This window comes from uncultured Ferrovibrio sp. (assembly GCF_937960835.1).
Lineage (GTDB): Bacteria > Pseudomonadota > Alphaproteobacteria > Ferrovibrionales > Ferrovibrionaceae > Ferrovibrio.
In genome coordinates this window covers 131,524-149,622 of the sequence record NZ_CALGPC010000009.1, presented here as the reverse complement: position 1 = coordinate 149,622, position 18,099 = coordinate 131,524, and the positions used below count along the sequence as shown (strand labels likewise).

20 protein-coding genes and 1 tRNA gene are annotated in these 18,099 nt (G+C 61.6%); 13 read left to right on the top strand and 8 right to left on the bottom strand.

Going from position 1 to position 18,099, the window contains the following annotated elements; genetic code table 11:
- The first annotated feature begins 57 nt into the window (after positions 1 to 57).
- The 7 genes from Q0603_RS09040 to Q0603_RS09010 all read left to right on the top strand — a co-directional run bounded on the left by Q0603_RS09040 (position 58) and on the right by Q0603_RS09010 (position 6,308).
- On the top strand, positions 58 to 789 hold the full coding sequence (locus Q0603_RS09040) for a uracil-DNA glycosylase (RefSeq protein WP_298724794.1): 732 nt from the start codon (positions 58 to 60) through the stop codon (positions 787 to 789).
- Complete coding sequence (locus Q0603_RS09035) at positions 786 to 2,021, top strand: MFS transporter (protein ID WP_298724792.1); 1,236 nt, start codon at positions 786 to 788, stop codon at positions 2,019 to 2,021. Before Q0603_RS09040 ends, Q0603_RS09035 begins: the two co-directional genes overlap by 4 nt.
- 135 nt (positions 2,022 to 2,156) lie before the next feature.
- Positions 2,157 to 3,881: a lytic transglycosylase domain-containing protein gene (locus Q0603_RS09030; protein ID WP_298724790.1), complete on the top strand. Its 1,725-nt coding sequence runs from the start codon at positions 2,157 to 2,159 to the stop codon at positions 3,879 to 3,881.
- A 19-nt stretch (positions 3,882 to 3,900) separates the two neighbouring features.
- Positions 3,901 to 4,467, top strand: a complete 567-nt coding sequence (moaB, locus tag Q0603_RS09025) for a molybdenum cofactor biosynthesis protein B (RefSeq protein WP_298724788.1) — start codon at positions 3,901 to 3,903, stop codon at positions 4,465 to 4,467.
- Positions 4,468 to 4,540: 73 nt separating this feature from the next.
- A complete protein-coding gene (locus Q0603_RS09020; protein WP_298724786.1) occupies positions 4,541 to 5,650 on the top strand; it encodes a PA0069 family radical SAM protein in 1,110 nt (369 codons plus the stop codon).
- Positions 5,651 to 5,713: 63 nt separating this feature from the next.
- Positions 5,714 to 5,947 carry a hypothetical protein gene (locus Q0603_RS09015; protein WP_298724784.1) on the top strand — a complete coding sequence of 78 codons (234 nt, stop codon included), beginning with the start codon at positions 5,714 to 5,716 and terminating at the stop codon, positions 5,945 to 5,947.
- Between the two features lie 148 nt (positions 5,948 to 6,095).
- Complete coding sequence (locus tag Q0603_RS09010) at positions 6,096 to 6,308, top strand: hypothetical protein (RefSeq protein ID WP_298724782.1); 213 nt, start codon at positions 6,096 to 6,098, stop codon at positions 6,306 to 6,308.
- A gap of 2 nt (positions 6,309 to 6,310) precedes the next feature.
- On the opposite strand, the gene Q0603_RS09005 is transcribed toward Q0603_RS09010, so the two are convergent.
- From Q0603_RS09005 to Q0603_RS08985, 5 genes are all read right to left on the bottom strand, one after another.
- Positions 6,311 to 6,628, bottom strand: a complete 318-nt coding sequence (locus tag Q0603_RS09005) for a DUF3008 family protein (protein ID WP_298724778.1) — start codon at positions 6,626 to 6,628, stop codon at positions 6,311 to 6,313.
- A gap of 105 nt (positions 6,629 to 6,733) precedes the next feature.
- The gene (locus tag Q0603_RS09000) at positions 6,734 to 7,111 is read right to left on the bottom strand and encodes a DUF3606 domain-containing protein (protein ID WP_298724777.1); all 378 of its coding nucleotides are present in this window, start codon (positions 7,109 to 7,111) and stop codon (positions 6,734 to 6,736) included.
- Between the two features lie 136 nt (positions 7,112 to 7,247).
- Positions 7,248 to 8,711, bottom strand: coding sequence for a DUF294 nucleotidyltransferase-like domain-containing protein (locus Q0603_RS08995; RefSeq protein WP_298724775.1), 1,464 nt, complete (start codon positions 8,709 to 8,711; stop codon positions 7,248 to 7,250).
- Entirely contained in the window at positions 8,708 to 9,472 is a 765-nt protein-coding gene (locus Q0603_RS08990) for a 3'-5' exonuclease (protein WP_298724773.1), read from the bottom strand. The genes Q0603_RS08995 and Q0603_RS08990 overlap by 4 nt, the downstream gene beginning before the upstream one ends.
- Before the next feature lie 4 nt (positions 9,473 to 9,476).
- Positions 9,477 to 9,983 (bottom strand): hypothetical protein, encoded by a 507-nt coding sequence (locus Q0603_RS08985; RefSeq protein ID WP_298724771.1) that lies wholly within the window; start codon positions 9,981 to 9,983, stop codon positions 9,477 to 9,479.
- Between the two features lie 274 nt (positions 9,984 to 10,257).
- Between Q0603_RS08985 and Q0603_RS08980 the strand changes: the two genes are divergently transcribed.
- The 5 genes from Q0603_RS08980 to Q0603_RS08960 all read left to right on the top strand — a co-directional run bounded on the left by Q0603_RS08980 (position 10,258) and on the right by Q0603_RS08960 (position 13,491).
- Positions 10,258 to 10,524, top strand: a complete 267-nt coding sequence (locus tag Q0603_RS08980) for a DUF4212 domain-containing protein (RefSeq protein ID WP_298724769.1) — start codon at positions 10,258 to 10,260, stop codon at positions 10,522 to 10,524.
- 14 nt (positions 10,525 to 10,538) lie between these two features.
- On the top strand, positions 10,539 to 12,380 hold the full coding sequence (locus tag Q0603_RS08975) for a sodium:solute symporter family protein (RefSeq protein WP_298724767.1): 1,842 nt from the start codon (positions 10,539 to 10,541) through the stop codon (positions 12,378 to 12,380).
- Positions 12,381 to 12,476: 96 nt separating this feature from the next.
- Complete coding sequence (locus Q0603_RS08970) at positions 12,477 to 12,800, top strand: hypothetical protein (RefSeq protein ID WP_298724765.1); 324 nt, start codon at positions 12,477 to 12,479, stop codon at positions 12,798 to 12,800.
- The gene (locus tag Q0603_RS08965; protein WP_298724763.1) at positions 12,797 to 13,096 is read left to right on the top strand and encodes a hypothetical protein; all 300 of its coding nucleotides are present in this window, start codon (positions 12,797 to 12,799) and stop codon (positions 13,094 to 13,096) included. The genes Q0603_RS08970 and Q0603_RS08965 overlap by 4 nt, the downstream gene beginning before the upstream one ends.
- A 14-nt stretch (positions 13,097 to 13,110) precedes the next feature.
- Positions 13,111 to 13,491, top strand: coding sequence for a hypothetical protein (locus Q0603_RS08960; protein WP_298724761.1), 381 nt, complete (start codon positions 13,111 to 13,113; stop codon positions 13,489 to 13,491).
- Between the two features lie 2 nt (positions 13,492 to 13,493).
- Here the strand turns inward: Q0603_RS08960 and Q0603_RS08955 are convergent, their stop codons facing one another.
- Positions 13,494 to 14,264 carry an adenylate/guanylate cyclase domain-containing protein gene (locus Q0603_RS08955; protein WP_298724759.1) on the bottom strand — a complete coding sequence of 257 codons (771 nt, stop codon included), beginning with the start codon at positions 14,262 to 14,264 and terminating at the stop codon, positions 13,494 to 13,496.
- A gap of 291 nt (positions 14,265 to 14,555) precedes the next feature.
- Between Q0603_RS08955 and Q0603_RS08950 the strand changes: the two genes are divergently transcribed.
- A complete protein-coding gene (locus Q0603_RS08950; RefSeq protein ID WP_298724757.1) occupies positions 14,556 to 15,851 on the top strand; it encodes a solute carrier family 23 protein in 1,296 nt (431 codons plus the stop codon).
- 61 nt (positions 15,852 to 15,912) lie between these two features.
- On the opposite strand, the gene Q0603_RS08945 is transcribed toward Q0603_RS08950, so the two are convergent.
- Positions 15,913 to 15,988, bottom strand: a tRNA-Ile gene (locus tag Q0603_RS08945).
- A 50-nt stretch (positions 15,989 to 16,038) separates the two neighbouring features.
- The gene (gene rpoD, locus Q0603_RS08940; protein WP_298724755.1) at positions 16,039 to 18,078 is read right to left on the bottom strand and encodes an RNA polymerase sigma factor RpoD; all 2,040 of its coding nucleotides are present in this window, start codon (positions 18,076 to 18,078) and stop codon (positions 16,039 to 16,041) included.
- Positions 18,079 to 18,099: the final 21 nt, after the last annotated feature.

Here is an 18,099-nt window from a genome sequence, read left to right as displayed (position 1 = left end):
ATAGGGGAGGTTCCGGTCGACCGGACCACTCTGCCGCCACCCTCTAAGGCTGCCCCCATGGCAGGCCTCCACAAGCCGGCTTCAGCAGTGGGGGGGCCGGCCACGCCGCGGCAGCCGGGCTTCCAGGCGCCGCCCAGCATGCCCAGGCCGGCGGTGGCCAATCCGGCGATGGTTTCGGCCCAGGCCGCCGAGAGCGCCGCCAGCCGGGCTGCGGCCGCTTGCCGCACCGTCGCCGAGCTGCATGAGGCCATCAGGGCCTTCGAAGGTTGTGCGCTCAAGGCTACCGCAACCAATACCGTTATTGCCCGGGGCAACCCTGAGGCGCCGCTGATGATCATCGGCGAGGCACCGGGACGGGACGAAGACGCGCAGGGCGCGCCTTTCGTCGGCGAAAGCGGGCAGTTGCTGGACCGCATGCTGAAGGCCATCGGCCGGGACGAAAGCAACGTCTACATATCAAATGTGATTTTCTGGCGGCCGCCGGGTAACCGCGACCCGTCCTCGGAGGAAATCCTCGCCTGCAAGCCGTTCATCGAGCGGCTGATCGAGCTGGTCCAGCCGAAGGTGATAGCCTGCGCCGGCAAGCATGCCGCCGCCACCTTGCTCGGCACCACCCAGGGGATTACCCGCACGCGCGGCCGCTGGCATGAATACCGGCGCGGCGATCTGGTCATTCCGGCAATGCCGCTGCTGCATCCGGCCTATCTGCTGCGTCAGCCGGGCGTGAAGCGCGAAGCCTGGCGCGACATGCTGACGCTGGCAGCCAAGCTCGACGAAATCGCACCGTGAGCGACGCCAGTCTCAGCCGGTCCAAATCGATCTTCTACGGCTGGATTGTCGTCTTCGCCGCCTTTCTGGTGATGTTTACAGGCTTTGGGGCGGCCTACACCTTTCCAGCTTTCTTCGAGCCGCTCAGCACATCGTTTGGCGCGTCGCGCGGCACTGTTTCGCTGGTATTTTCCTCCGCCGGCTTTCTGTATTTCGTGCTGGGCGCAGTCAGCGGCCCGCTGGCGGACCGGTTCGGGCCGCGGCCGGTTGTCGGCTTTGGCATGGCCTGCATCGGTCTTGGCCTGATCGCGGTAAGCTGGGCGGATAGCCTTGCCGCCATCATTGTCTTTTATGGCATCGGCATCGGGATCGGCGTGGGCTTTTCCTATGTGCCTGCCATTGGCACGGTGCAGCGCTGGTTTCTGCTTCATCGCGGCCGCGCTTCCGGCTGGGCGGTGGCGGGGATCGGCATTGGCACCATGGCCGCCCCGCCGCTTGCGGCCTGGATCATTGCGGCGCTGGGATGGCGCGATGCTTATGTGACGCTGGGCGTCGCCGTGCTGCTGCTGGGCGCTGTCGCTACCTTTCTGCTACGCGCCTCGCCTGCCTGCATGGGGCTGCAACCCGATGGTTCGAGCGCAGCTGTCGAAGCGGCCTCCTCCGCTGCAGCGCCGGCCGGGTTGGCCTTGCGTGAGGTGCTGCGGCACCCGGTCTTCTGGCGGCTTTATGTCGCTTGTGCTCTCGCCTGCATCGGCACCTTTGTTCCCTTCGTGCATCTGGCGCCGTTTGCGCAGGATCAGGGCCTGAGCCGCAGCGAGGGCGTTTGGCTTGTTGGCATGATTGGCGTTGGCTCCACGCTAGGCCGATTTGTTCTGGGCGGTCTTGCCGATCGCATGGGCCGGGGTCGGGCATTGTCGCTGATCATCCTCGGCACCGGTCTGGCCCTGCTTTATTGGCTGATGGCAACCGGTTTCATTGCCCTGGCGATTTTTGCGCTGGCGTTCGGAATATTTTATGGCGGATTTGTTGCACTTATTCCGGCATTCACTGCCGATCTGTTCGGCCTGCGCGCCGCATCGGCGGTGATTGGTGTACTTTATACCTCTGTGGCTGGCGGCACTTTGCTTGGGCCGACGCTGGCCGGCTGGGCCTTCGACACCACGGGCAGCTATTCCTGGCCCATAATCATCTGCGCCATTGGCTGTTTTCTGGCCGCTGGGCTTGTTGTCCGGATGGGCCGCGCCGCGCCATAGGAAACTTCCACCTCCGGTTGCCTATAACTTTCTTGTCCCGTAACCCCACATGCGCTATCCGGGGCGGCGATGGGATGGGCAGTGAAAAAGCGCCTGGGGGGTGCAATCCTCTTTTGTGGCTTGTTGACCTGCGTCGTGGCTTCGGTCGCGGCGCCGATTGCGCATGCTGCTGACCTGCCGGTCATCCTCAGCAGCGAGGATGTTGCGCGTTACCAACGCATCTTCGAAGCGCAAGCCGATACCGATTGGCAGACTGCCGATAAAGAGATCCGACGCCTTGAGGATCGCCTGCTGCTCGGTCATGTGCTGCATCAGCGCTATATGCATCCGACCGCTTATGTCAGCTCTTTCGCCGAACTCTCGGCCTGGCTGAAGCAATATCGCGACCATCCCGGCGCCGAGGAAATCTACGCCCTGGCGATGCGCAAGAAGGGCCGCAAGGAGCGGGCGCCGCTGCCGCCGCTCGGTGTTCATCTCGGTGATTACGGCGGCGATCCGGGCTTGGTCGCCACGATCCGCCGCCGACCACAGCAGAAGAGGGAACGCGATCCTGAACATGCGCATGCCATTGCTCAGGCCTCTGCCCAGTTTAACGATCTGCTGCGTCGCGACCGGCTGAAGCAGGCAGAAGTATTTCTGCAGCAGCCTGAGCTGAGGGCCAAGATCAGCGCTTCCGAATACGACGATTGGCGCCGCCGGCTGGCCTGGATGTTCATCCTCAACGGACAGGATGAGAAGGCGCTGCAATACGCGGCACCAGCGGCCAAGCGTTCACGCGCCAAGGTGCCGGAAGCCGATTGGGTTGCGGGGCTTGCCGCCTGGCGGCTTGGCCGCTACGACAACGCCGCTCATCATTTTGAGAATCTTGCCTTCAACAATGCAGGCAGCAGCTGGGATCGTTCGGCTGGCGCGTGGTGGGGGGCGCGTGTGCAGCTGCGCCTGCGCCAGCCCTCCGAAGCCATTCGGCTGCTTGAGATCGGCGCGCGTGAGGAGCGCACTTTCTACGGCCAACTCTGCCTGGCTCAGCTTGGTAACGATCCGCAGCTGGATTGGTCGCCGCCGCCGCTTGAAGCTCACCATGTGAGGCGGCTGGAGAAAATCCCGGCGGTGCGCCGCGCACTGGCGCTGTCGGAAACGGGCGAGGCAGTGCGCGCCGACCGCGAGATTACGCGGCTTTTTGCGCAATCGAGCGACGAACTGGCGGGCGCGCTGCTTGGGCTGGTAAGCCGTATCCAGGCCCCGGCGTCGGCGATGCGCATCGGCATCGCCTGGTACAATGTCAAAGGCGAGAGCTTCGATTACGCACTGTATCCCCTGCCGCCCTGGGAGCCGGAAGGCGGCTTCATTGTCGACCGCGCATTGGTCTTCGCCTTCATGCGCCAGGAAAGCGCGTTCAATGCTCGCGCGATGAGCCATGCCGGCGCTGCCGGCTTGATGCAGCTTATGCCCAAGACCGCCAGCGGCGTGGCCGGGGACCGCAGCCTGCGTCACAAACATGGCCGCCATAAGCTGTTCGCGCCGGAATACAATATCGAGCTGGGCCAGCGTTATCTGAACGAGTTGCTGCAGATGCCCATGATTCGGGGCAATCTGCTCTATCTCACTGCTGCCTATAACGGCGGGCCGGGTAATTTGCAGAAATGGTTGCGTGAGAATGCGGAGGCGGAGAAGGACCCGCTGCTGTTCATCGAGACCATTCCGCTGGCCGAGACCCGCTTGTTTGTGCAGCGCGTGCTCACTAATTACTGGATCTATCGCGCCCGCATCGGCCAGCCCGATACCAGTATCGGCGAGGCGATGACGGGCGGATGGCCGCTTTACCGTCCCTTCGATACCGATACGGCGGCAGCGGCGAAGTAATACGCGGCGGAGACATTAGATGACTGCAATGCAGCCTGTACTGGGGCCTAATGGCGAGCGGCTATTCGTGCCTGTTCGCATTGCCGTGCTGACGGTGTCGGATACCCGTACGGAAATGGATGACAAGTCGGGCATGACGCTGATCGAGCGTCTGACCGAGGCGGGGCATGTGCTGGCGGCGCGCGCGATCGTACCGGACGATATCGCAGCGATCCGGAAACAGGTCACCGCCTGGATCGATGATCCCGAGATCGATGTGGTGCTGTCGACCGGCGGCACGGGCGTCACTGGCCGCGACGTGACCCCAGAGGCTTTCGAAGGTCTGTATGAGAAGAGCATTCCCGGCTTCGGCGAGCTGTTCCGCATGCTCAGCTACCAGAAGATCGGCACTTCGACGATCCAGTCGCGCTGCACGGCGGGGGTGGCGCGGGGCACCTATCTCTTTGCCTTGCCTGGCTCGCCCGGCGCCTGCCGGGATGCCTGGGACGGCATCCTGAAGGACCAGCTCGATTACCGCCACAAGCCCTGCAATTTCGTCGAACTGTTTCCGCGACTGCGCGAACATGAGCGGCGGAAATCCAGCTGATTTGGCGGCATAAGTTATTCCCTCTTTGTTCTGTTTTTCTTGATATGTTCCCGTGGCGGTGTAGAATGCCGCCATGACGAAGTTTATCGCCCGCACCATTTCGACCGAAGCCGACCACGCGCATCCTGACGCACGGCGCGGCCGTGGCGCGATAAACAACGCGACCAACCGCTACGAAGCCGAACGGCGCCAGCGCGAGGATGACGGCTGGGGCAGTCTGGAAGAGGCCGAACCGCTGCGCACCACGCTGCATGACGATAGCAGCCGCAGCATCATCGCCTGGAACACGTCGCCTGACATTCCCTTCGACCGCTCGATCAATCCATACCGCGGTTGCGAGCATGGCTGCGTCTACTGTTTCGCGCGGCCAACACATGCCTATCTCGGCTTCTCGCCGGGCCTCGATTTCGAGACGCAGATTGTCGTCAAGCGCAACGCCGCCCAGCTTCTGCGCAAGGAACTGGCGTCGAAGAGCTACAAGCCCGGCGTCATGTCGATGGGCACCAATACCGACCCCTATCAACCGGTCGAGCGCGAATTGAAGATCACGCGCAGCGTGCTGGAGGTGTTGCTGGAGGCGCGCCATCCGCTCGGGATCGTGACGAAGAATGCGCTGATCACCCGCGACATCGACATCCTGTCCGAAATGGCCAAGCTCAACTTGGTGAAAGTCTATGTCTCGGTGACAACGCTGGATCGCAAACTGGCCCGTGCCATGGAACCGCGCGCGTCCACGCCGCCTAAACGTCTGGAGGCGATCAAACAGCTCAATGAAGCCGGCATTCCAACAGGCGTGATGACAGCACCGATGATCCCCCAGCTCAACGACATGGAGCTGGAGCGTATTCTGGAAGCCGCCTACGATGCTGGCGCGCGCGAGGCTGGCTATGTGCTGCTGCGCCTGCCGCTGGAATTAAAGGAAATCTGGCGCGAATGGCTGAACGAGCATTATCCGGATCGGGCGGCGCGGGTGATGAAGATGGTGCGCGAGGCGCGCGGCGGCGCGGATTACGTGCCGCAATTCGGCGCCAGGATGCGCGGCGAGGGGGCCTATGCCGATTTGATTGGCCAGCGTTTCGCCCTGACCTGCAAAAAGCTTGGTTTCAACAAGCGGCGCTATCCGATGCGTAGCGACCTTTTTGTGCCGCCTGAAAAGGACGAGCGACAGGGAAGGTTGTTCTAGCGCATTGCTTCAACCGCGGCCGCCACTCTAGGATGAAGGCTCGTCGTTGCCATCGATCCGATCATGCCGCCGTTTCTTCGCTTTCTTTTACTGCATGCCTTGATTGGCTTCGGACTGGCGGCGCTTTTTGTCGCCGTAATTTTCTGGGCCGATCCTTTCGGCTTTGCGACTGTGCTGCGGCAAAGCGCCGGACATCCCTGGCCTGCCATCCTGTTGTGGTTCTTCTGCGGGCTCACATTCAGCAGCATCCAGATGGGCGCCAATATCATGATGCAGGATGAGGGCGGGGATCATTAAGCAATAGGTTTTCTGACGCTTAGCTGATTGCGTCAGGGAACAATAGGGGCAAGCCTGTTTTATGGCAGTAGCCATGCCCCGGACCTCTACCTCACCCCATCAATTTTTTCGACGGAAAGCTGCGCTTTGTCCGCTGCGTTTTCTGGCGATGCAGCTGCTGATCGGCTGGATCATCGCTGGGGCCTTGATTGTCATCCTTCTCTGGACCAATCCCTCCGATATCAAAGCGGTGTTGCTGCAGGCCGGCGGGCATCCCTGGCCGCTGCTATTGCTGTGGCTGTTCATCGGTATGTCATGCGGTGGCATGCAGGTCGGGATGGCGATCGCGCTGGACCACAATGAGGCGCGATCCAAAGATTAGAATCACCGCCGCCGGGTTGCGCGCTTCTTGGCGGTTTTCCGCTTGGTGGTGGGCTTTCTGACTGTCTTGCGCTTCACTGTTTTCTTTTTCGCAGTCTTTATCTTGGCGGTCTTTTTCTTCGCAGCTTTTTTGCTGGCGCGTCCGCGTCGCGGCAGTTTCTTGCGCTTGCTACTCGCCATCGCATCAAGGTCTTCTTCACTCATCGACTCGACCATGCTGCGCGAAGCGCCTTTCAGGCTCGACTTCGGTCTTTTGCCGCGCTTGGCGGAAAGGGCGGCGCCAGCGGCCATTTGTTGTTTTGCTGATTTAGCCTTGGCCATCTCATCCTCCAAAAATGAGAAAGTCTCCACATCGGCATGCGATGCAGAGACTTTCAACGCGACGTAAGCTGCCGTGTTCCAATGGATGAAACCGCAGGCCGAGTCCTAGAATGACTTGCCCAGGTAATCAGCCACGTCACGCGGGAAGAACCCGACGGTGCGGACGGCTTCCTTCAGCTTATCTTCCGAGACGCCGAACCTCTCCGTCCAATATTGGACTTCATTCTCTTCGCTTACATTGACGCGGCTACGGGGATTGATCGCCGCTGCCCGGGTCTTGTCTCCAGCTTTCGCCATTGGGCGATCTGATTTTGACGGCGTTGCGGTCGTTGGCTGGCTCACCGATACCGGATCGCTGGCTGGGAATGTGTCGCGCAGTCCCTGCTCCAGTTCGTCCTCTAGATCGGTTTCGGTCTTGCGGTCGTCGTCTATCTCCTGTTGCGATCGGACAACCTCAATCTTTTGCTTCTTGTCGTCTGTCATGGTGACCCTCCTTGATCGAGGTCAGAAACCCACAACAGTCTGATGCGGTTCCCATTTGAGCAGGATGCGCCGGCAAATGGAGCGATTAACGGGTATAATTGTGATGAAGGCGGGGCGGTACGTGACGGCGCGGACGTTACGACCGGGCAGTGAGCACGCCTTGCACCATCTCTGGCAGCAGTTCCAGATGCTTGAGGGCCGCCTTCAGGCGGGTCACGTCGCGCCGGCGCAGCGCGTCCGGGTCGACGCGGCTTCCCGGCTTTTCGCCCGCCGCGATATCCGCGATCTGCTGCCGCAGGATCAGCGACAGGATCAATTCCTGAGCATCAATAAGGCGGCTGAGATCGTCTTCCCCGATCAGATGGGCGGCGGATCCGACAGCACGCAGACGGTCGCCAGTACCGGTCGCGCCCACGCCCAGCTTTAAGGCCATGACACGGGCAGAGCTGACCAAGGGCAGCAAACCACCCAGCTTCAAGTCGACGCGGCCGTCCTTTTCCTTCAGACGGCCGAACAGCCCGATTGCCGGATGGATCTGCGCCGCCTGTTCGGCCAGCAAGCGCAGGAAGAGCGGAGAGGAACGGGCTGCGGCGAGGGCCTCGTTGCGGAGATTCTCTCCCAGCCGCAGGGCGCCATAAACCGGTTTGAGATCGTAGAAGATGTCGACATTGAGCAAAGCTTCTGCCGAGGCACGGCGGATCCAGTCGGTAACGCGCAACCGCCATTGTCCCTGGTTGCCGCGCCAGGCAGTGTTCTTCGCCATCACGCCGCCCTTGCAATAGGGAATGCCAGCATCGTTGAGCAGGTCTGCCAGCATTTCGCCGGCGCGGGCATACCAGCCGTCGTCCTCGGTGGTGCCCGCATGGATGATGGCATTGTCCTGATCGGGCGTGAGAAGGCTCTCGCCGCGGCCGCCCGATCCTAGGATCAGCACGCACCATGGCGCGGGCGGCGGCTCGTGCTCGGCGGTCAGCTTGGCCTCGACGATGGCGGCGGCACGTGCCGTGATATCGGCATAGATGCTGCTGATGACGGCCGCAATGGCCACCGCGCTGGACCCCTCGGCCAGCAGCATGGATGCCAGTTCTGGAAGCGCCGACCTTGCATGAGCAAGATCGGCCGCGTTCTGCGCAATATCCAGTTCGTCAGCGATTACTTGGCCTTCCAGGGCCCGCTGCTGCAGCAGCGCGCGCGCCGAGAGCATGCCGGTAAAGCGCCCGGCATCATCAGTTACCGGCAGATAGCGCAGGTTCAGCCGCCGCATGCGGCCAATGGCGCGGAACAGGAAAGCGCTTTCGGCGATGGCCACGACGTTGGCGGTCATGATGTCGCGTGCCGTCAATTTGAGTGACGCGTCACCCTCGCGGGCCAAGGCACGGGTGATATCGCGTTCCGTGAGGATGCCGATCTGCTGGCCGAAGCGATTGGACACCAGCAGGGCACCGCATTGCTCCTGTGCCATGCGCTGGGCAATCTGCACCAGGCCGGCATCCTCCGGAATCTGCTGGGCTGGTTTGCGCATCACGTCGCCGACCCGGCGGCGGTACGGCTCCAGATCCGGGACGGCCAGCATCTCGCTCATCATGGTTGTTTCGCTCATGGCGCCATCCCTCTATGGGGCAGCAGCAGATCGACCGCCCAGCCGGCTCGGCTTTGACCATGGATGAGGTCGCGCTGTTTTGCCATCAGCTTCTGGGCGGCGCCCAGCGTCGCAACCCCCAGCCGGCTTAAAGCTGGAAGAAGCTGCGCCCAGATGGCGGCTGCAGCCTCGGCGTCGCCGATGGCGCTGTGGCGGGAGGAGATTTCCACGCCAAGATCCTGCGCCACGGTATCGAGAGAGATCATCGACATCCGTGGCTTCAGACCGGCGTAGAGCATGCCCACATCCAAAGCCGCCGCCGGCGGATGAAAGGACAGGCCCGCCCGCTCGGCTTCGTGACGCAGGATGGCGAGGTCGAAGGCGATGTTATGGCCGACCAATACTCTGCGATGCCAGAACAGCTGGATGCTCGGCCAGATGAGAGGAAAGGATGGCGCAAAGGCCACCCTCTCATTGGTGATGCCGTGGATGTTGGTCGCGCGCGGCGGAATCTTAATGCCGGGATGCACCAGGTAATCCAGCGGCGGTGAAGGCTCCGGGTGCCCGCCCCGGCATTGCAATCCACCGATGGCCACCAGACGATCCTTATGCACCGAGAGCCCCGTGGTTTCCGTATCCAGGACAACGACTGGGAGGGTGCTCAGCGGCTCGTCCGCCGGAAAGACTATCTCGGGGGTGGGGCGCGCGGCAACGCGAGAGGCGACGACCCGGGAGACCCCGGTGATGCGACCGAGCAATCCTGGGATCAGCCGCCGCCGCATTGCGCTAATCCGAAGGGGCCTGCAGCAGCGCGCGCAGTAATGGTTCGCGACGGAAGCGTTTCTGCATCGCGCTGTGCATGGCAAGCGTATGAAGCCGCAGGTCGCCGAGGATGACTTCGAGGTCGTTGCGCTTCAGCCGATCATGGATCGGAACCAGTTCATGAAGCAGCTTGGCGGTGCCGCTCACGACCTTGTCCGGGGGTTGCGGCGACGCCAGCCGCGATTGGGCAAACCGTTCTGTGAACGCGATCTCCTGATCCTTCCAGTCGCTGCGATGCGGAGGGATATCCTGGTTCAGCAGAGCGGGATACAGCGCGGCGAGCGCATCGGCCGCCTGGGTCCGGGCAGGCTCGTCCGCAGGCCGCAGGAACGCCTCGACCAGAATCAGCATGTCGGCCAGCGTGCGGGCATAGCCCTCCCACCGGCACACTTCCAGGGCATCGCGGAAAGCGGGCTCGGTCAGAAGCTTGCCATAATCGAATACGGTTTTGACCCGGCAATAGCCGATCACCGTCTTCTGAACCAGATAGGAAGCTTCGCCCCCGATGAAGTCGCAAAGCTCATCTCTATTGGTGACCGCTGGCGGGAAAAAGAACTCTAGTGTGCGGCGCAACATGCCGGGATTTTCACTGGCCATTCTTATGCTTGCGCCCCCGTTAAATCATTCGACCTAGGTCTAATGCGTTGATTTGCTTCCCTTTGCCTATACTCCCACCAGCTGGCCGCGGGAATCAATCCTCTCGCGCCAGACGAATAAGCACAACAATCAGGGGCAGGAGCGCTTCATGTCAGACCTTTCTCCCGATAAGGCCAGGGCCTACTGGGCCAGAACATCCGGCCTCATGTGGACGATGCTGGGGATCTGGTTCTTCTTCGGTTTTGTGATCCATATCTTCGCGCCGCAGCTGAACGGGATCAAATTTTTGGGCTTCCCGCTCGGCTTCTACATGGCCGCGCAGGGTTCGCTGATTGCCTTCGTCGTGTCGTTGTTCTGGTTCGCCTCGAAGCAGAACTCGATCGACGAGGAATTCGGCGTCGCCGAAGACGAATAAGGGGAGACGCCACAATGGCAAACAATACCAAAGATGGCGGCTTTATCGCCAATCTTGGCAAGATCTACGGCATGTACACGGGTGGTTTCGTCGCCTTCGTGATCGTTCTTGCCATCCTCGAACAGTTGGGTGTGTCCAACCAGGTCATCGGCTATCTGTTCGTGTTCCTCACCATCGGCGTGTACGCGCTGATCGGCATCTTGTCGCGCACTGCGGAGATGGGCGAATACTACGTCGCCGGCCGCAAGGTGCCTGCACTCTACAACGGTATGGCCACCGGCTCCGACTGGATGTCGGCGGCCTCCTTCATCGGCATGGCCGGTACGCTGTATCTGTCGGGTTATGACGGCCTTGCCTTCGTGCTGGGCTGGACCGGCGGTTACCTGCTGGTGTCGATCCTGCTGGCTCCGTATCTGCGCAAGTTCGGCCAGTTCACCGTGCCGGACTTCCTCGGCGCCCGGTACGGCGGCAACGTCGCGCGCTTCGTCGGCGTGATCGTGCTGATCTCGGCCTCCTTCGCCTATGTGACGGCGCAGATTTTCGGCGTGGGCATCATCGCCTCCCGCTTCCTCGGCATCTCGTTCGAGATCGCGGTGTTCGTCGGTCTGGCCGGTATTCTGGTCTGCTCGATGCTGGGTGGTATGCGCGCGGTCACCTGGACCCAGGTGGCGCAGTACATCATCCTGATCATCGCTTACCTGATCCCCGTGATCATCCTGTCGGCCAAGGTGACCGGCGTGCCGATCCCGCAGCTGATGTATGGTCAGGCGATCGAGAAGATCCAGGCGCTGGAGCCGACGCTCGGCGTGGTCAAGGGCCACACGGCGACCTTTGCCAATGCCAAGGGCGAGATGAACTTCACCGATGGCTTGAATTTCTTCGCGCTGATCTTCTGCTTGATGGTGGGTACGGCTGCTCTGCCGCACATCCTGATGCGCTACTTCACCACGCCCAGCGTGCGTGATGCCCGCAAGTCGGTGGCGTGGAGCCTGTTCTTCATCTTCCTGCTGTACTTCACCGCGCCGTCATACGCGGCGTTCGCCAAGCTGGAAGTCTATCAGAACGTCATCGGCACCAGCATCGACCAGCTCCCGGCCTGGGTGCAGTCGTGGGGTGAAATCGGCCTGGTCGGTACCTGCGATCGTCCGGATGCAGCCGTTCGCTACGCGCTCTGCCAGGGCGTAACCGGCAACAACGACGGTATCCTGCAGCTCTCCGAATTCCGTATCCATACGGACGCCATCGTGCTGGCGACCCCGGAGATTGCCGGTCTGCCGTATGTCATTGCCGGCCTGGTCGCGGCGGGTGGTCTGGCTGCCGCGCTCAGCACGGCAGACGGCTTGCTGCTCGCGATCGCCAACGCGCTCAGCCATGACATCTACTACCGCATGATCGACCCGCATGCCCCGACCAAGCGTCGCCTGATCCTCAGCCGTGTGCTGCTGGTGGGCGTCGCCATCGTCGCAGCGTTTACGGCGGCGCAGAAGCCCTCGACCATCCTCGCGATGGTGGCCTGGGCCTTCTCGATCGCCGCGTCGGGTCTGTTCCCTGCGCTGGTGATGGGCATCTGGTGGAAGCGCACCAGCAATGCCGGCGCTATCGCCGGTATGATCGCTGGCTACGGTGTCTGCGTGTTCTACCTGGTGATGACCCAGTTCTATGGCATGCCGCTGTGGTTCGGGGTCAAGAATATCTCCTGCGGTCTGTTCGGTATCCCGGCGGCCTTCATCGTGACCTACGTGGTCAGCTTGATGACGCCGGCTCCGTCCAAGGAGATGCAGGACTTCATCGACAGCATCCGCATCCCGAAGGGTGAGGTGAAGCTGGCGCGAGCCGAAGACGCCATCGCCCACTAATCCATAGGGCAGCGTTAGAGCGGCGGGGGCCATTGGCCCCCGCCGTTTTCTTTTGTAGGGTAATTAATTGCCCAATACTTCTTTTGCGGATTCCCGATGAGTTCCCAGCCTGACTTTTTCTGGAGCTATCTGCCCTACTGGGCCGTCAGTTACGGCTTAGCTTTGATCGCCTGGACCTGTGTGGGCCGTTTCATGATGACGGCCTTCTTGCCACCGGATCATCCGAACTACATTTTCCGCTGGTTCAGGCTGCTGACCAATTGGGCGGTATGGCTCACCCGATTCATCACTCCGCACTTCATCAACCCGCGTTTCCTGCCGCTGGCGACCGCCTTCTGGTGCTTCGCCCTTCGTTACGTGACGCATTTTGCCTTCGCAGCCAACGGCATGGCCCCCAGCCTGACGACGGCTGTGTCATGAACCCGCAAACCATCTTCATCGCCATTCTTGGCGTGACGCTGCTCAACGGCTTTATCTCGCCTGCCGTGCCGCTGGTGTTTTTATTAGCCCCGGTATGGCTGCCGGAGTTCGCGCCGCATAATCAGATCGCGGTGCTCTATGGCACGTCCCTGATCGTTTCGGTCTCGACGCTGATGCTCTCAGGTGTGCCGGCGGGGATCTACGAAGCTGTCACCGGCCGGAAGGAAACGGATCAGACGTCGATGCTGATCTGGCTGGGGACGGCAATTCTGCTGACAATTCCCGGGTTGCTCTGATTGAAGCGGCGGCCATGCTCCATCCCATCGAAGAGCGGATCAGGGCAATGGCGGTTCATTCGGTAGGGCGGGGGTGTTTTTTCGCGGCACTGGCAATTTGGGCCGTGATGGTCGGCCTGATCTATGAACCGCTGCTTGCCGCTAAATCGGGCGCCATTCTCACCCTGCTGGTGGTGTGCGTGCTGCTGCTGAAGGCGGCACGTGTGACACATGCTTCTTACAAGAAGACGGAGGTGTGGATTTTGCTTGGGCGCCGGATCGAGCTCAGTCCCGAAATCGCACAGAAGCTGATTACCGTGACCTTGCGCGAGGTGTATCTGCGCTATGCTTTTTACGCCACCTTGGTGGCGCTTATGTTTTGTGGAGTTGCCTTGGTGCTTTGGCTCCGGCTCTGAAGCTAGCGGTGTATATGGCGGTTGTGGAGCGCGCGGAAGGGAAAGCGCAAAGCCAGGATCAGCGCCATGCCCAATATGGGCCAGACAAACCATAAATAGGCGGCGCTGGTAAGCAGATTGATCGCAATCAGCACGACGCTGATGATGCCGTAGCGCCATGCCTTGCGTTTCCATGCGACGAACGGATCGTTTTCGTGGCCTGGCGATGGCGCTGTTTGCACGGGCATTGTCGCTGCCTTGCCATCGACCAGCACGCGATAGGCCGGCACCGGCTCGGCAATGTTCTTGATCTCCCGTTCGCCGATGAAGCTGAACCCGATATCAAGCTTTTTGCGCACCTGCTCAAAAACCGCGCCGGAAATGCAGATGCCGCCCGGCTCGGCCAATGATTCCAGACGGGCAGCGATATTGACGCCATCGCCGTAGATATCGCCGCCATCGACCATTACGTCGCCGAGGTTGATGCCGATCCGGAATTGCATCGGTGGCTTGTCCGGCGTCTCGTCATTCCGGCTCTTGATGCGGCGCTGCGTTTCGACTGCGCAGAAGACGGCTTCTACAGGCGAGTGAAACTCGGCCAGCAATCCATCACCCCAGGTATTGATCACGCGGCCATGATGGCGTTCGATCTCGGCGACCATGACGGCACGATATTGCTTCAGTCGCGTAACCGTGCCGACTTCGTCCTGATCGACGAGAGCGCTGTAGCCCTGCACGTCGGCACAGAAAATTGTCGTGAGTTTCCGGCTCAGGCCGGGCTCGGTATCCGTCATGGCGGAAGGCACCCATCCCTAGGGCAATCGAAGTTGCGGCAAACTATAGCGCAAAGCAGGCGAGGGCATCGCCCGATTCCCGCTTTGCCTGTGCAAAGCCAGGGCAGAAACCAGGGCTTGTGACGATTCGCACAGTCATGAGGACCGGTCATCCTCGGCATGTTGCACTGCGAAACCGGTCCAGCCGTTTGACAGCCTGCTCCGACTCCCTGAATGTCCGCTCCGGTCAAATGCCGGCGAATCGTCGTGCCTGCTCAGGGGCGGCAGCCGGAGGTAAAATTGGAGGGGAATATGGCACAAGCAGATGGCGGCGGTTTCCTGTCGCGTTGGACATTGAAGACAGGCGGGGTCATCGCGCCGGACGAGCGCCTGCCTTGGGGGCAGACCGTCGTATTGGGATTGCAGCATGTGGTGGCGATGTTCGGCGCCACGGTGCTGGCGCCGCTGCTGATGGGCTTCGATCCCAATGTGTCGATCCTGTTTTCCGGCATTGCGACGCTGATCTTCTTCTTCGTCACCGGCGGCAAGGTGCCGAGCTATCTGGGCTCGAGCTTTTCCTTCATCGCCGTGGTGATTGCCGCGACCGCTTATGCCGGCTCCGGCCCGAACGGCAATATCGGCGTGGCGCTGGGCGGCATCATTGCAGCCGGTGCCCTATATGCCATGATCGGCCTCGTCGTAATGGCGCTCGGCCATAAATGGATCGAGACGTTGATGCCGCCGGTGGTGACCGGTGCCATCGTCGCTGTCATTGGCTTGAACCTGGCTCCGATCGGCGTGAAGGGTGTCAGCGGCAGCGGCTTCGATACCTTCATCGGCCTGTTCACGGTGGTCGCGGTTGGCCTGGTTGCCGTCGCCGCTCCCGGTCTGGCGCGACGCTTGCCGATCCTGCTCGGCGGCCTGATCGCCTATATCGTCTACGCGATCTGCACCAATGGCCTTGGCATGGGCAAGCCGATCGACTTCAGCTCCGTCGCCTCGGCCGCCTGGTTCGGTCTGCCGAATTTCCAGACGCCGGTTTTCGAGGCGGGTGCGATGGCGCTGATCGCGCCGGTGGCGATCATCCTGGTTGCCGAGAATCTGGGCCATGTGAAGGCCATCGGCGTGATGACGGGCCGCAATCTCGATCCGTATCTGGGGCGCGCCTTCCTGGGCGACGGCATCGCCACCATGATCTCGGGTGCGGGCGGCGGCACCGGCATGACCACTTATGCAGAGAATATGGGCGTCATGGCGGTGACCAAGATCTTCTCCACGCTGCTCTTCGTCGTCGCCGCGCTGTTCGCCATCCTGCTCGGCTTCTCGCCGAAATTCGGGGCCCTGATCCTGACGATCCCGGGACCCGTGATCGGCGGTCTGTCGCTGGTCGTCTTCGGCCTGATTTCGGCGACGGCCGGCCGTATCTGGGTGGAGAATCGGGTTGATTTCTCGAATGCCCGCAACCTGATCACGGTGGGTGTCGCCTTGACGCTCGGCGCCGGCGATCTGGCACTGAAGCTGGGCGGCTTCACCCTGGGCGGCATCGGCACCGCCACCTTCGGGGCGATCATCCTCTATCAGATCCTGCGCGAGCGGAACGCCGCGTAAGCAAAGCAATGGCGGCGGAGGCATCCTCCGCCGCCAAAAGCTTTCTGGCCGAACAGGGGAGTGGTGGGCCCGGCAGGATTCGAACCTGCAACCAGACCGTTATGAGCGGCCGGCTCTAACCGTTGAGCTACAGGCCCAGGATCGCAGAAAGAAAAGCGCCCCGGCGGATACCGGGGCGCTCGAAGCCTTAAGTATCCAAGAACGAGCGCAATTTACGCGAGCGGCTCGGATGCTTCAACTTCCGCAGCGCCTTCGCCTCGATCTGGCGGATACGTTCGCGGGTCACCGAGAATTGCTGGCCGACTTCCTCGAGCGTGTGGTCGGTGTTCATGCCGATACCGAAGCGCATGCGCAGCACGCGCTCCTCGCGCGGCGTTAGCGTCGCCAGAACCCGCGTCGTGGTTTCGCGCAGGTTGGAGTTGATCGCGGCATCCACTGGCAGGATGGCGTTCTTGTCCTCGATGAAGTCGCCAAGATGCGAATCTTCCTCGTCACCGATGGGAGTTTCGAGCGAGATCGGCTCCTTCGCGATCTTCAGAACCTTGCGCACCTTCTCCAGGGGCATGCCGAGCTTGGCGGCCAGCTCTTCCGGCGTCGGCTCGCGGCCGATCTCGTGCAGCATCTGACGGCTGGTGCGCACCAGTTTGTTGATCGTCTCAATCATATGCACCGGGATGCGGATGGTGCGCGCCTGGTCGGCGATCGAGCGGGTGATCGCCTGCCGGATCCACCACGTCGCATAGGTCGAGAACTTGTAGCCGCGGCGATACTCAAACTTATCGACCGCCTTCATCAGGCCGATATTGCCTTCCTGGATCAGGTCCAGGAACTGCAGGCCGCGGTTGGTATATTTCTTGGCGATCGAGATGACGAGGCGCAGGTTGGCCTCCACCATCTCCTTCTTCGCCACGCTGGCCTCGCGCTCGCCTTCGCGCACCAGCTTGTAGATGCGCTTGAACTCCGAAATCGGCAGGCCGAACTCGGTGGCAATCGCAGCGATCTCTTCGCGGATCGGAATGATGTCGCGGGCCGCGGACTCGGCAAAACGCGCCCAGCCCTTGTGGCTCTTCAGCTTGCCAACCTTCTCGAGCCAGTTCGGATCGAGCTCCTGGCCCTCGTAGTTCTTGAGGAACTCGTCGCGCGGAATCTTGTAGCTTTCTGCCAGCCGCAGCAGCTTGCCTTCCTGCATCATCAGCCGCTTGTTCAGGCTGTACATGCTCTCGACCAGCGATTCGATGCGGCTGTTGTTGAGGTGGACCGACTCCATGAGGCGGACCATCTCATGCTTCAGCTTCTGATAGGCCTTATCCTTCTTCGGATCGATGGCCTGGTGCGCCAGGGCTGCCTGCAGGCGCTCTTCCTGCGTCTTCTGCAGTTTCTTGTAATGCTTGGCGATGGCGTCGAAGGCCTCGAGCACCTGCGGCTTGAGCTGGGCTTCCATCGCAGCGAGCGACAGATTGGCCTCGTCGTCCTCGTCCATATCCTCAGGCGTAGCAGAAGCTTCGGCCTCGGCCGGCTCGGCTTCCTTGCCCTTGGCCTTCTTTTCTGGCTTCGCCGGGGCTTCGGCCTTGGCCGGTTTCACTTCTGGCTTCGGCGGCGCAGCTTCCGGCGCCTCTTCCTCATCGCCTTCCATGCCGGGCTCAGGGCCGCCGCCGCCCCCCATGGTGGCTTCAAGATCGACGACGTCACGCAGCAGAATCTTGCCGTCGACCAGGTCGTCGCGCCATTTAACGATCGACTGGATGGTCAGCGGGCTTTCGCAGATCGCGCCGATCATCTTCTCGCGGCCGGCCTCGATGCGCTTGGCGATCGCGATCTCGCCTTCGCGCGACAGCAGCTCAACCGAACCCATTTCGCGCAGATACATGCGCACCGGGTCGTCGGTACGGTCGACCTCCGCCTTGGCAGGGGCGGTTTCGCCTTCCGCCACCTCGCCGTCCAGCTCGGCATCGTCCTTGTCGATGCTGGCGTCTTCCGGCTCTTCGGACTCCACGATGGTGATGCCCATTTCGGACAGCATCGCCATGGTGTCTTCGATCTGCTCCGAAGAGACCTGCTCGGGCGGCAGCACGGCATTGATTTCGTCATAAGTGACGTAGCCGCGCTCCTTGGCCTTCGCCAACATGCGCTTGATCGCAGCAACCGAAGCGTCGATCAGCGGGGTGTCGACCACTTCTTCCTTTTCGGGTGCCTCGGCGGCGTCAGGTGCCGTTGCTTGTTTCGCCATGCCGGTTCCTAACTCATCCTA